The sequence below is a fragment of the Patescibacteria group bacterium genome, from assembly GCA_018900835.1.
Taxonomy (GTDB): domain Bacteria; phylum Patescibacteriota; class Minisyncoccia; order Minisyncoccales; family PEYH01; genus PEYH01.
Genome location: JAHIFQ010000004.1, coordinates 70,606 through 83,623, shown reverse-complemented (window position 1 = coordinate 83,623; position 13,018 = coordinate 70,606). Strand labels below are relative to the sequence as shown.

13 protein-coding genes and 1 other RNA gene are annotated in these 13,018 nt (G+C 38.0%); 5 read left to right on the top strand and 9 right to left on the bottom strand.

Annotated elements, in window-relative coordinates; translation table 11 throughout:
* Positions 1-3: 3 nt before the first annotated feature.
* The 4 genes from argS to KJ562_00720 all read right to left on the bottom strand — a co-directional run bounded on the left by argS (position 4) and on the right by KJ562_00720 (position 4,154).
* On the bottom strand, positions 4-1,722 hold the full coding sequence (argS, locus tag KJ562_00735) for an arginine--tRNA ligase (GenBank protein MBU3964250.1): 1,719 nt from the start codon (positions 1,720-1,722) through the stop codon (positions 4-6).
* Positions 1,723-1,800: 78 nt separating this feature from the next.
* The gene (locus tag KJ562_00730; GenBank protein MBU3964249.1) at positions 1,801-2,637 is read right to left on the bottom strand and encodes a hypothetical protein; all 837 of its coding nucleotides are present in this window, start codon (positions 2,635-2,637) and stop codon (positions 1,801-1,803) included.
* Positions 2,638-2,874: 237 nt separating this feature from the next.
* Entirely contained in the window at positions 2,875-3,078 is a 204-nt protein-coding gene (locus KJ562_00725; GenBank protein ID MBU3964248.1) for a hypothetical protein, read from the bottom strand.
* Between the two features lie 260 nt (positions 3,079-3,338).
* Entirely contained in the window at positions 3,339-4,154 is an 816-nt protein-coding gene (locus KJ562_00720) for an SIMPL domain-containing protein (GenBank protein ID MBU3964247.1), read from the bottom strand.
* Positions 4,155-4,322: 168 nt separating this feature from the next.
* On the opposite strand from KJ562_00720, the gene smpB reads away from it, so the two are divergent.
* The 5 genes from smpB (at position 4,323) to rplT (ending at position 6,239) form a co-directional block, all read left to right on the top strand.
* Positions 4,323-4,775, top strand: a complete 453-nt coding sequence (gene smpB / locus KJ562_00715) for an SsrA-binding protein SmpB (protein ID MBU3964246.1) — start codon at positions 4,323-4,325, stop codon at positions 4,773-4,775.
* Positions 4,768-5,147: a transfer-messenger RNA gene (gene ssrA, locus KJ562_00710) on the top strand. Before smpB ends, ssrA begins: the two co-directional genes overlap by 8 nt.
* The gene (infC, locus tag KJ562_00705) at positions 5,120-5,737 is read left to right on the top strand and encodes a translation initiation factor IF-3 (GenBank protein MBU3964245.1); all 618 of its coding nucleotides are present in this window, start codon (positions 5,120-5,122) and stop codon (positions 5,735-5,737) included. The genes ssrA and infC overlap by 28 nt, the downstream gene beginning before the upstream one ends.
* Positions 5,682-5,888 (top strand): 50S ribosomal protein L35, encoded by a 207-nt coding sequence (locus tag KJ562_00700; GenBank protein MBU3964244.1) that lies wholly within the window; start codon positions 5,682-5,684, stop codon positions 5,886-5,888. Before infC ends, KJ562_00700 begins: the two co-directional genes overlap by 56 nt.
* Before the next feature lie 3 nt (positions 5,889-5,891).
* Positions 5,892-6,239 (top strand): 50S ribosomal protein L20, encoded by a 348-nt coding sequence (rplT, locus tag KJ562_00695; protein ID MBU3964243.1) that lies wholly within the window; start codon positions 5,892-5,894, stop codon positions 6,237-6,239.
* A gap of 184 nt (positions 6,240-6,423) precedes the next feature.
* Here the strand turns inward: rplT and KJ562_00690 are convergent, their stop codons facing one another.
* The 5 genes from KJ562_00690 to KJ562_00670 form a co-directional block, all read right to left on the bottom strand.
* Positions 6,424-8,742: a hypothetical protein gene (locus KJ562_00690; protein ID MBU3964242.1), complete on the bottom strand. Its 2,319-nt coding sequence runs from the start codon at positions 8,740-8,742 to the stop codon at positions 6,424-6,426.
* Positions 8,743-8,809: 67 nt separating this feature from the next.
* The gene (locus tag KJ562_00685) at positions 8,810-9,793 is read right to left on the bottom strand and encodes a hypothetical protein (GenBank protein ID MBU3964241.1); all 984 of its coding nucleotides are present in this window, start codon (positions 9,791-9,793) and stop codon (positions 8,810-8,812) included.
* Positions 9,794-9,877: 84 nt separating this feature from the next.
* The gene (locus tag KJ562_00680) at positions 9,878-11,230 is read right to left on the bottom strand and encodes an HD domain-containing protein (protein MBU3964240.1); all 1,353 of its coding nucleotides are present in this window, start codon (positions 11,228-11,230) and stop codon (positions 9,878-9,880) included.
* A gap of 41 nt (positions 11,231-11,271) precedes the next feature.
* Positions 11,272-11,784: a GreA/GreB family elongation factor gene (locus KJ562_00675; protein ID MBU3964239.1), complete on the bottom strand. Its 513-nt coding sequence runs from the start codon at positions 11,782-11,784 to the stop codon at positions 11,272-11,274.
* A 95-nt stretch (positions 11,785-11,879) separates the two neighbouring features.
* On the bottom strand, positions 11,880-13,001 hold the full coding sequence (locus KJ562_00670; protein ID MBU3964238.1) for an amino acid permease: 1,122 nt from the start codon (positions 12,999-13,001) through the stop codon (positions 11,880-11,882).
* Between the last annotated feature and the right edge of the window lie 17 nt (positions 13,002-13,018).

Genomic DNA, 13,018 nt, shown 5'->3' with positions numbered 1-13,018 from the left:
ATTTTACATTCTTTCAGGGATAACTATCCCTAATAATTTTAAGCTATTCTCCAAAACCTGCCTTGTCGCAGTTGTAATAGCAAGGCGGAGCTCTTTTTGCTGTTCGCTGTCAGCGTTCAAAATCTGGCACTTCTCATAGAAAATATTATATTTTTGCGCCAACTCAAAAGCAAAATTGCAAATCAAGTTCGGAGAAAATTTTTCAGCTGCTTCTTTTACAATCTCTGGAAAGATTTTTAAAAGACGGATAATGGATTTTTCTTCTGAATTTAATTTAATTTCTTTTATCACTTTGTTTATTTTTCCTGCTCTGTCTAAAACGCTTTGGCATCGCACAGCAGTATATTGAAGATAAGGGCCTGAATTGCCATCAAGCGTTACCATTCTGTCTAAATCAAATATAACATCTCTTTCTGGTTGGCGGGACAAATCATTGTATTTTACCGCTCCGATTCCAACTTGTCTGGCAATTTGTTCTTTTTGTTCAGCGCTGATATTCTCGCCTTCTTTTGGTTTCATAATAATGTATTCAGCTCTTTTGATTGCTTCGTTTAAGACCTCTTCTAAGCCGATGGTGTCTCCTTTTCTAGTGGAGAACTTTCGGTCTTCCCAGCGAATCAAGCCATGAGCAATATGCTTAAACTCAACGCCTTTTTTGTAGTCAAGCATTTCTGCTGTTTTGAACACTTTTTCAAAATGAAGTTTTTGGTCAGCCCCGACTTCATAGATAATTAGGTCTGGTTTCCATTTTTTCAACCTATATTTAATAGTTGCCAAATCCCTTGTTTCATAGGTAGTGGCTCCATCTGATTTTAAAAGCATCAGCGGAACACTTATCCCAGGTAGCATAATTACCAATGCGCCTTGGCTTTCTTGGGTAATGCTTTTTCTTTTGGCATTATCAATCACTTCTTCCATCTTGTCCTCATAAAAACTTTCTCCCAATACTTTGTCTATTTTTACGCCGAGAATATCATATACCTTGTCAAACTCTTTTATGCTTGTATTAACGCATATTTTCCAAATTTGTCTGGCTTCTTTATCTCCTTGTTCAAGTTTTTTAAACCATTGTCTTGATTCTTCTAAAAACTCTGGCTTGGTTTCTGCTTCAGTATGAAATCTAACATATAATTCCTGCAAATCAGAGACAGATAAGTCCTTTAATGGTCTTTTGTTCCATTTTTTTATTGCTGTTATGAGTTTGCCAAATTGGGTGCCCCAATCGCCGAGATGATTGTCGCCGATGCATTTCCAACCCAAAAATTTATACAAATTATATATCGCCTGTCCAATGATTGTAGAGCGGAGATGACCGACTCCAAATGGCTTAGCAATATTAGGAGCAGAATAATCTATCACCATTACCTTGCCTTTTCCTTTTTTGCTGGAGCCGTATTTATCTTTCTGTCTTAAAATAATATTCAAAGAATCTTGCATCTCTTTATCTGAAAAATAAAAATTCACAAAACCTTCTTTTGCTTTTGCGGATTTTGTTTCTTCTTCCTGCGCCAGATAATCTGCCAAAATTTTTGCCACTATTTCTGGGGTCTGGTTAATTTGTTTGGCAATGGAAAATGCTATCGCTGTATTATAATCCCCATATTCCTGTTTTTCAGAATAATTTATCAAGATTTCCGGAATATTAAAATCAGGAAGCTTTCCTTCTTTTTGAGCTATTAAAATCGCCTTTTTGATAAGGCCTGCTAATTTCTCTTTATCCATATTTTTCCAGTTTAACCTTAAAATATGGTTTTGTAAAACCAAAAACCGCATAAAAGCGGTATCTAATTCTTTTCTTGGCTAACCCAATAAAGTCTTGGCATCATTGACCAATGGCAAAATTCTATTCTTTTCAATGCCTATAATTCTGGCGATTTGTTCCGGGCTTTCTGCTAAAACATCTCTTGCCAACATTATTTTCGCTCGCGAACATGATTCCATTAAATACCCCTTGAATGAAGGCAAAATCGTAATTGGATAGAGTTGTTCCGCCTCAATCATATATTCCAGTCCTTTGTTCAGAGGATGCTTCCATCCTAAAAGTTCTATCCCAACGCCATTAGCATATCTAACTGCCTGTGAACTGAATTTTGCATTGGTAACCATAATCGGTAATAAAGCGATGCTTTTCGGCAAATTAAAATAATTGCTGTTTTTAAGGTCTAAAAATTTGGCGTAGAACGCCAATAATATCGCCAAATCGATTCTTTCTCCGGGAGAAATACGATATTTACATTCTCCAACATACAGGACTTTCTCATTTCTCGCCAGGAAATCAATTTCGTGCATTGCGAATTTTCCTTTAATTTTCCGGTTCAGCGATACCTCATATCCATGAGCGGAAAAAATATCGTCTATATATTTTTCAAAAGGAAACCCGCTTGGGCCTAATTTTCTCATTGCCTCTCTTAAGCTGAATCTCAAGCTTGATTGCTTGTCCTCTTTTTTGAGAAGTTGATTGACTTGCTTAAAAATCTCGCTGGTTTTTATACCCGAATAAATGTTCCTCTCTATTTCAATAGCAATTTTTTGCGCCAAGTCCTTTGAAGCACCTGATTGCTGGGCGCTTCTAAAAACCTTTGCCAAAGAAAATGGTTCTTTCTCTCCCTTCAAATTGACTACGAAACAATTCTTCATACATTTTCTCATACATTCTTTCATATATTTAATTTTATCTCATATTCCAAATATGAGCAAAAGTTACGACTACAACGAGACCCGTCCTCATAAAGAGGACGGGTCTCGTTGCTAAGATTTCAGAATGTTTAGAGGTTCAACCTCTAAACATTCGCAATGGACATTCAAACAAAAACAAAACGCTTAAAAAGCGTTTTATCTAATTTCAAAAATGTCTTTTATTATTTTAAATCCTACTCAAAACGAAACGTCTCCTCTGCCCGAATGATCTCCTCTAAAAACAGCAGTTTCAGCTCGTCCCTCATCTTTTTCCCCAACATATCCTGCCGTAAGTCCTTTAGCAACAACATATCCGCCTGTGCCACCGCCATAGCCACCAGAGCCAAGAGCTCTCCCTTGCGAATCGCCATTATTCCCGCTTTTAACGCCTTTATTGTACATATTTTTAGAGTTAATTATCCTACCTTTAGTATAATCCTCCTGCTTAACCCTTGTCAACCTTTTTCCATATTTAACCCCTTCCCCCTGTGGATAACTTTCCCCTAAAAATTACGAGGCCCGGCCTCGTTGTGAGAATCTTCATATCTGGTAAGGGTTTCTGCGTTTCACGAAAATTACGAGGCCCGGCCTCGTAATTTTGGCAATATTGGGGTCAAACCCCAACAAACCATAACAAACTAATAGAGCGACACTGATAGAACTTAATTTATCTCGTAAGTAATAGTCACATTTACCGAGATTTTGTTCTCCCCTGTTTCTATCTGCGGTACAGATTCTTCTACGCTCATTGCTTTGGCGCTTATCGCGCTATCATAATAAATCGGCGGATAATAGCCACCTTCGCTAAAATTGGTAATCTTGGACAATCTCACGCCAAGCTGTTTCGCCAATAACTCTGCTTTATCTTTTGCCTCATTAATCGCTTCTTCTCTTGCTTGATTCTTCAAACCATCTGGGTCATCAAAAGTAAATTGAAGCCCGCCTGCCTGATTGGCTCCAGCAGAAACCGCTTTCTGGATAATGTCTCCAATTTTCGCCATATCCCTTATTTTAACCTCAAGCGACTGGGTTACATCATATCCAACCAAAACCCTTGTCTGTGGCCTTGGCAATGATAATGATTCAACGCTGTAATCAGTTCTGTATTCATAGCGAGGGGAAATCCTAAAATTAGTTGTCTTTAAATCCTTGTCTTCAACTCCAGCGCCTTTCATCGCACTAATAACAGCATTCATTTTCTCGGTATTGTCCGACATCGCACCCTCTACTGTTTTAGCTTCTGTTTTCACGGTGAAACTCGTAATTGCCAAGTCCGGCTTAGCATATACTTCGCCTGTTCCACTAACGGAGATGGTATTCCTTGAAACCACATCCTGACCAATATATCTGCCTATTTTTATTTTATTGGAAATTTCTACACACACAAAAACAGTCAAGGCGAGCAGGAGCAGGACTAAAACTGCCTTGAAAATCCCTTTAGGATGTTTGTTATGAAAAAATTGTTTTGTATCTTCCATGTTGAATCTCTTAATAATTAACCCGCCCGAGGCGGGCAAATAATCAATGATTAATAATTGTTTTTTTGCCGACCTTTTCTAGTTATTATTCTATAATTCTACCTTAAATAAGCTTGAAATAAAACGCTGTCCCCTTAATATTTTGCCCATTTATGATACCATAAGATAATGGCAAAAAATTTAGCAGAAAACAAAAAGGCCTTTTTCGACTATATGCCGATAGAAACATTTGAGGCAGGCATTGTGTTGAACGGCTATGAGGTAAAATCAATCAAACTCGGCAGAGCCAATCTGCAAGGGTCTTTTGTGGTTTTTAAAGACGAAGACCCATATCTCCTCAACGCAAGCGTTCCGCCATATCAACCGAACAACACTCCTAATAGTTATAACGAAAAAAGAACGAGAAAGTTACTGCTAAATAAATCGGAAATCAAGCATTTAATAGGAAAATCAGCCCAAAAGGGCTTGACATTAGTGCCTTTAAGAATGTATACTAAGCAGGGTAAAATAAAAATTGAGATAGCAATTGCCAAACACAAAGGCAAAGTTGACAAAAGAGAGGTTCTCAAAAAGAGAACAACACAAAAAGACATCAGAAGAGAATTAAAAGAACGGGGGTGAAAGGCATCGATGGGAAATAGCTGATGAATTGCGCAAGTCCAGCTCTTGGAACCTGGTTAAACTTCCAAGAATCAAATAAGTGCCAACTTATTTCAAAGACCAGCTTATGCTTACGCATAACGCTTTGGTCGGCGCTTGATTAGCAATAATCAACGCCCATCTGTCTTGCTGACTCTCGATAGGCAATACGGGTGTAATTTATCGAGATAAGCAATCCTTAATTGGCCGACAAGGATTGCCAAAAACAGGCCTAAGCCAGAAGCTTTTTCCCTTGATTCAAGGCATCTGGCCGACAATATCAATCAAGGTAAGCTTGTAGAAACGATTCAAACGCCTTCCTATACGTGGGTTCGAATCCCACCATCTCCACTAAAATAAGTAATTATAAAAGTATTCAGAGTAAACCATTATTAAACCACCAAATAAAAGTAAGAGAGGTAAGGCTAATCGACGAAGACGATAAGCAAGTAGGGGTATTATCCCTGGAACAAGCGCTCAAAATGTCTTCCGAGCGCGGTTTAGATTTAATACAGGTGACAGACAAGGTTTCTCCACCGATATGCAAGATAGGCGATTTTGGGAAATATCTTTATCAATTAAAAAAGAAAGCTGGGAAACAGTCCCGCCAGAAGAGCGGAGGAATCAAGGGGGTAAGGATAAAATTCAATACTTCTTTACACGACATAGAAACAAAGGCGAATCAGGCGTACAAATTCCTGAAACAAGGAAATAAAATAAAAATAGAATTGCGATTAAGGGGGCGCGAGAAAGCATTGCGTCAGCACGCTGAAGAACAAATAAAAAAATTCGTAGAAATATTAGGGGCTCAAATTCCAATAGAGACAGAGCTGCCTCCAAGAAAATTGCCGAACATATTAATTCTTATTATTAAACGAGGACAAAAAAATGCCACAGAAAACAAGAAAGGCGAAGACAAGAAAATCGTTGACCAAAAGATTTAAGCTAACGAAAAGCGGGAAAATCTTACGAAAAGCGACCGGACAAAATCATTTCCGCTCAAAAAAATCAGGAAATCAGATACAAGAGAAAAGAAAATGGGTGGAATTGCCGAACTCTGAATCCAAAAAAATTAAAAAATTGATGTCAATTTAATCCATGGTACGAGTAAAACGCGGAACAACGGCCCACAAACGGAGAAAAAGTGTATTAAAACAAACTAAGGGATTCCGCTGGGGCAGAAAAAACAGATATACTTTAGCAAAAGAAGCATTACTCCATGCCCTGTCTTATAATTACAGGGATAGGAAGGTAAGAAAACGCGAGAAGAGGCAGTTGTGGCAGATTCAAATTAATGCTGGTTCCAGAAAACAAGATATTTCCTATAGCAAATTAATGGGTGGTCTTAAGAAAAAGAATATCGCAATAGACAGAAAAATCTTGGCTCAATTAGCTCAAGAACAGCCAAAAATATTTGAAAAAATAATAGAAGAGGCAATTAAATAATCACTAATCATTGATAATTTATAATTGATAATTGATTATTGATTATCTCAAAACCCAAAAACCCGCCATGAGGCGGGTTTTTGGGTTTTCAAATCGCCACATCTTTATAGCTCAAAATTTTCCCTCAAGGAATATTCTTCACTACTTGATAAACTTTTTCTAGAAAAGAAATTTTCTTCATAAATTATCTGCAAACACCATCCTGACATCCATTTGAACAAGCATGTACCGTGGTATAAGGCACTCCGTTTTGACAAATTGCTTCGTATAGATAAAGACCCGAGGTTACGCAAGGGCCTCCTCCTGGGCCAATATGGTCCACAGAATTACCCATTTCAGTTGAGTATAATGCCTTGCAACAATCGACTCTCCCTTCAACCCCAGAAACGCTTGAAGACGAACTACCTTTAACAAAATAATTTGCGCCTCCATCAGAGTCCGTGCAAGTAGCCATGTTCAATGCAGTCACGCTAACCACAACTTGACTTGGGGCAGTATCAGTATTCTCTGAATTATTATTCAAATCATATCCATAGACCTTAGCATAATAAGTATATGTTCCTGCTGTTGATTCGTATAATTCATAACTCTTTGTGCAGGATGTCTGGCCAACGCAATCAAATGTGTGCCATGAGTCCTTATAATAAATCTTAATTTTGTCCACTCCTTGGTCGTCTTGCGCAATTACTTTGAGAGTAAAGAATCCCCTTTCCGCAACACTTGTTGCGCTTGTGGAAAATATTCCTGATACAGGATCGTTTTGTCCAATAGATCCCCTTATAACTGTAATATTCTTTGAAAACGCATTATTGGTTTCACTTCCTTCTGACAATCTATTGCTTGAGTCAGTCAAAAATGTAAAGCTGTGGCTGCCAGCAGAAAGAGATTGGACAATCGGACAATCTATGGTCGCGATTTCGCCTGCCTTAAGCCGAGTTGTCATTGCATCACATATTCTATAACCAGACCCATCCATAGAGCTTGACGATACCTTTGTTATAATCCCCCCGCTCACCGCTGACATCTGCTGTGTGCCAATATTCTTAATAGTCACCCTGAAATCAACCTCATCTGCTGTGGTCAATGAGCTCGGACTCGTGCTTATTGAAGATATAATCAAATCCGGTCCTTCAACTTGGGCGCTACGGACAGTGACTGTCACAGCCCTCGGCTCGGTCCAATCAAACTCTAAATTACCATTAAGTGTTTTGCCATAAATATACCCTAAATAGCTATAAATCCCTGGTTGTGTTTCTGAAAACGAAAAGTCGGCGCTTGCACTTGTTCCTTGCACTAATTTTCTATGCCATTCGCCTTTGTAATAAGCCAAAAGCGCATACAGTCCATTGTCATCCTGTCCAGTGATGGTCAGGGTAATATTGTCTCCCGGCTCAACTGTTGTGGATGAAACAGACAATGTTCCTGAAGCAGAATCATCATCATTTCGCTGACATGTCACGCAATAATTGGCGCTTCCACCGCCTGATAACTGGCACTTCTTTTCATTGGGCAAATAATTTGCCTTTCCTGTACCAGAACACTCTTGCTTCCAATCATCATAATTAGCGCACCAATATTCTTGGCCATACTCTCTTTGGCAATCTGTTTGAATTGCCCCAGGACATTTCAATGTTATGTTATAACAATTATTATCCTCATTAGATTCAGAAACTTTATGGTCCCAATCAGCGCAAATGCCAATTCTATAAGATTGAGCTGGTGTGCATTCCCAATTTTTAAAATGGAAAATTTTAGACGAGCCAGCTGTCATAGAAGAGATATACTCCACGCCTCCTCGTTCTCCGTCTATTGTAAAAAATGATTCTGATGTTGGGGCTGTGGCATTCCCTTGATTTTTAACAGTGTAATAAAGTTTGTTATCATTATTGCTTAGCTCGGCGCTTGTAATTGTGAGGTCGGGTTTATTTAAAACAACATTGATTACTTTAACGGTCACGCTTGGGGGTTCTGTCCAAGCGGTTTCTTTAATTCCTGTTGGTTGGCTACCATAAACATATCCTTTATAAGTGTATGTCCCTGCTTTTGACTCTGAAAATGAAAAAGTTGCGTCTGCCGCTTTGCCTTGAACCGACTTATTATGCCAACTTCCCTGATAATGTGCCCAAAGATTCTGCAGGCCATCATTATCTTTGCCTATAACTGTGAGCGTGATTGTCTCTCCGACATTTACTTGGGTAGCGGAAGTAGAAAGCGTCCCAGACGCTGGGTCATTTTCAACAGACGGAATAACACAATCATAAAACATAAATCTTATCACAGCCATAAATCCATCTAAACTTAAATTAGATGGAAGCTCATCATAATACTCCATTGCTTTTTTGGCTTCTAAATACTCAATTTTATTATTGCTATTAATATCATACTCTTCAATAATCTCTCCGTAATTGTAGTAAGCAGAAGTACACGCATCGCCAGCCATAGCTGTAAGCGGAATAATAAATCCGAGGAAAACTATAGGAAAAACAAAGTATTTTTTAAACATATTTTTAAAAGATTAATTATTAATTATCAAAGCTCAACTTAATGATAACAAAATTATATATTAAACGCTAATTTTTGCTAACTAAAAATTTAATTTCTCCCTTGCCCTTCCTTAATTCAGGAATAACCCATTTGATGCCAAGGGCTAAATAAATATCTTTTTCTTTCTCTCCAGCCACTCTTTTTTTTCCTTTGTAAAGTCCGTATTCGTTAAGCTTCATCCCTTTTTCAATAGCTATTTTCCTCAAAGCCACATTATGCTCTTTTGAGCCAGTAAAATACTGAAGCGCAGCGCCATAGCTGATTTCCGGAATAACCCTTAAGTCCGCATCTATGCCATATTTCAAGTGGACAGAGGCCTTGGTCTTGCCTTTGCCCCAAATTTTCACCACCTCTGGAAGATTAACAAAAAAAGACACTACTTTTTCTGGATGCAAAGTCATTGCTAAAATATCAATATCGCCAATTGTGTCCTCTCTTCGGCGCAAAGAACCAGCCAAATCAACTTTCTTTACCTCTTTCAAAGAGTTTAACCTTGTTTTAATATCTCTTGCTGTCGGAAAAATCCTTTCAAACGGGAATCTCTCTTTTTTTGATTTCAAAAGGGCAATGCTTTGCAATATATTTTGTTCCTTTTTCTCGCCAAATCCAAAGAGGGGAGAGATTTTATGGTTCATGGCAGCCCTTTCCAACTCTTTCCTTTCAGTAACCCCGAGTTCTTCGTATAAAACTCGAATTGTTTTTGGGCCCACCCCCTCCACTGCCATCAGCCCCTCAATATCAACCGGCACTTTTTTCTTCCATTTCTCATAATATTCAATTTTTCCTGTTTTAAGATATTCTTCAATTTTTTTCGCGATACTTTCTCCTATGCCAGGCATCGCAACAAGCGCCTTTATCCCTCCCTTGTTATAAATATCACGCACACTCTGTCCTGTACTTTCCAAAACAATCGCTGCTTTCTCATATGCCTGGGGCCTGAAAGCAGCTTCTTCCATTTCAAGAAAATATCCGATTTCGTATAAGATATTTGCTAATTCCTGGTTAATCATATTAAATCCATTTTATCACATCTTCTTGTCACAGAAAAAGCGAAAAGCCCCTAACAGGGCTTTAAAAAAAATTTAAACATAAAATTATTTTTTCTTTGGACTCTTGGTTTTCTTGGATTTCTTATCTCTCTCAGATACCTTAGTTGCTATGGCAAACTCTTTATCCAATTCGTCAACAAATCTTAACAAAATCGGGTCATCAACTCGCTCTTTTATCAATATCCACCATGGCAAAATCGGAAAGCTTTTGTCCTTTTTCCAATACTCAATGGCCTGAAAAAGATTGACCATCTTATCTACTTGCGCTACAAATCTACCTTCTTTGGTTGTCCCCTCCTCAATATCTAACCATAAATTTATTATTTCTTCCCTTAACTCTTTTGGCAACAAAGATGTCAACTTAACAACTGCCTTCCATTCTTTTTCCTTTTTTTGCAATAACCATACTAACCGTTGGGAATGCGGCACTCTGGCTGGTTTCCTAACTATTTTAAGAACCTCTTCTTTGCTTAAATTTGGAACGAGTATTGGGTCATACGGCGATTGGTCGCCGGCATAAACCTCACACAAATCATGGGCTAAAGCAATTTTAACGATTCTGTCAGTATCTAATCCTTTCATTTTCCCAAGCACCCAACTCATTATTGTCATTTGAAAAGTATGTTGAGCAACACTTTCCGGTCTCTTGGCTTGAGCCAAAACCCATCCTGTCCTTTTCAAAGATTTTAATTTACCAACCTCCTTTAAAAAATGGACCATTTCGCACAAAGCGTCTTTTTCACATTTTCTGCGCTTATCTATTAAATTCCTATCTATTTCTTTCCGAAATTTTATTATAAAGGACTCTTTTAGATTCTTTTTAACCCATTTATTCCATAATTTATATTGAACCTTTCCCTCTTTTCTCCAATATTCCAAGGACTGAAGATAGCTTTCCAGTTTGGCTGATTCCCATGTGAATTTGCTCAATTTCGTCCTTCTTTTATTTAACTCTAACCATAAGTCCCCCAGTTCTTTTTTAATTTCATTTGGCAATTTTACCACAATCCTATGAAATGTTTTCTCTTCAAGTTTCTGCCTCTGAACAGCTCTCTTTTTCTCTAATCCAGTTGAACCCTGCGGAAATTTCTTAAGTATTTCTTTAATTAAGTCCTGGTCTTTTTGGGGATTTATATCTTTCGGGAGCAAAGAATCATAGGGGGTCTCTTCGCCGATATAGATATCTGGCAAGTGGTGAATTAAAATACTCTTAATGATTTTGGCATCGCTTAACTCTTTTTTCTTATTCATACTGTTCAAAACCCAACCCAGAATAGCTGACCTAAAAATATGGTCAGCGGTTGCTGCCGGGTCTTCTATGCCACAAAGAACCCAACCCTTCCTTCCATTGATTTTTAATTTCCCGAGTTTTATAAAAAAGTCAAGCAACGAACTCATTGGATTTTAAAAGAGGGCATAGCCCTCTTTTGCGTTTAATTCTAAATCCTATATGTAATTTTCTTAATTTTATAAATAGTCACAACTGCTGATTGGACTCTCACCTCTTCCCCTGTTCTTCTGCCCAAAAGCGCTCTGCCAACAGGCGATTCATTACTGATTTTGCCAAGCATAGGATTTGCCTCTAATGAACCGACTATCGTAAATTCATCTTCTTGCCCCTCCACTTCCACAATGACTGTCGTGCCTAATAAGACCTCCCTATGAACGCCCTTGCTGGGCGGTGTTATTAGTTTATAATTCTTTAAAATGGTTTCCAGGTCAGCGATTCTCGATTCTAACAAATTCAAATCATCCTGAAATGCTAAATATTCAGAATCAACTTCTAAAGAAGCTGCTGTTGTGGGGGCATCTTCTTTTGTCCTTTGACTTTTCAAGGCCTTGAGTTCCTCGTATTCTTGCTCAAGCTTATTTAGTCCTTCTTTTGTGAGATAAATTTCTCTTTCTAAGTCCATATCTTTTGCTCTTATGAGCTTTAATGGATTTTCCGCCACATTTTAATTTTAATCATTAAAAACATCCTGTCAAGCTATTTATCCAAAAATAAAAAAGGCCATAAAAACAATAACCTTTTTAAAAATATCTATAATTATCCACGGAAAAAATGAGAAATTTCTGCAACCATTCCTAAAACGAAAAATATAGCTAACAGAAAATAGAGGGGATTCATTTTTTTGCCTACTTTTTTCTTTTTCACAAAACTCCTGTAGAGGAAAATAAGAGTAAAGCCCTCTACGCCGCCTGCGAGCGCGCCGGTAAAGCCGATTATATTAATAAACTCCCTTGCCCCGAAAAGAAACATGGCCATTGGCACGAAAGAAGCAACTGTCCAAGAGGTTTTTTCTGACATCTTCATGTCATACCAAAAAATCTTTTTTAAAGTGAGCCCAAGCATCAAATAAGAGCTAAAACAAGTGAGTAGTCCGAAAATAAATCCTATTCTTGAAACATTCCCACCAACAATTGAACCAAATCCGGAAATCGCATCTTCAGAAGTTCCTTGTCCGCTAACTCCCATTATCGCAATAATAAAAATAAGGTAAACGATGGCTGAAATAATTATGCCTGATATAATGACTTTTCTTAGGTCCTTTTTCCTTTTCCCCAGAATCTCTTTAACTTCTGGTAAAATAGCCGAACCCCACAAAGAAAAGACGATTACCCCATAAGGCAGGAAAATATATTTAAGGTCAACTTGTAAAAAATTAACTGGATTGATATATGGCAGCGCCCTAACGACAAAGAAGACGAGGATACCCAAGAAAAGAATAAGAATCAGAAATTCTGTCAAACAAATACTCTTGATGCCTCTGTAGATTAACAAGCTTCCGATGGCGAAAAAAAATAAAACATAAATTAAAACACTTCCGCCGAGATAAGGGCTCAAAATATTGGCTAAAAATCCGCCTCCAACAACCAAATAGGCAAGTTGCGCGCCAAAAAGCCCAGCGCACATAGCAATAAAAGAAACTGTGCCCCATCTTTTGCCTAAATATTGTTTAACATAGCCCGGAAATCGGCGTTCCTCTTTTGTTCCGACCACAATCTCTCCCAAAATCAAATGGACAAGAATCGCCACTGTTCCCAATATTAAAAAATACCCTAATAAAACAAAAAATCCGCTTTTAGCAGCGACCCATGGCAAACCGAATATGCCTACCCCTATAATTGTGCTAACAAAAACAGTTAACGCTTTCCAAAAAGCTGTCATTTTTGAGAAAATCTTTA

Coding starts and splice junctions, on each gene's coding strand:
- argS (MBU3964250.1), bottom strand. CDS start 1,722: ATGGATAAAGAGAAATTAGCAGGCCTTATCAAAAAGGCGATTTTAATA.
- KJ562_00730 (MBU3964249.1), bottom strand. CDS start 2,637: ATGAAGAATTGTTTCGTAGTCAATTTGAAGGGAGAGAAAGAACCATTT.
- KJ562_00725 (MBU3964248.1), bottom strand. CDS start 3,078: ATGTACAATAAAGGCGTTAAAAGCGGGAATAATGGCGATTCGCAAGGG.
- KJ562_00720 (MBU3964247.1), bottom strand. CDS start 4,154: ATGGAAGATACAAAACAATTTTTTCATAACAAACATCCTAAAGGGATT.
- smpB (MBU3964246.1), top strand. CDS start 4,323: ATGGCAAAAAATTTAGCAGAAAACAAAAAGGCCTTTTTCGACTATATG.
- KJ562_00700 (MBU3964244.1), top strand. CDS start 5,682: ATGCCACAGAAAACAAGAAAGGCGAAGACAAGAAAATCGTTGACCAAA.
- rplT (MBU3964243.1), top strand. CDS start 5,892: ATGGTACGAGTAAAACGCGGAACAACGGCCCACAAACGGAGAAAAAGT.
- KJ562_00690 (MBU3964242.1), bottom strand. CDS start 8,742: ATGTTTAAAAAATACTTTGTTTTTCCTATAGTTTTCCTCGGATTTATT.
- KJ562_00685 (MBU3964241.1), bottom strand. CDS start 9,793: ATGATTAACCAGGAATTAGCAAATATCTTATACGAAATCGGATATTTT.
- KJ562_00680 (MBU3964240.1), bottom strand. CDS start 11,230: ATGAGTTCGTTGCTTGACTTTTTTATAAAACTCGGGAAATTAAAAATC.
- KJ562_00670 (MBU3964238.1), bottom strand. CDS start 13,001: ATGACAGCTTTTTGGAAAGCGTTAACTGTTTTTGTTAGCACAATTATA.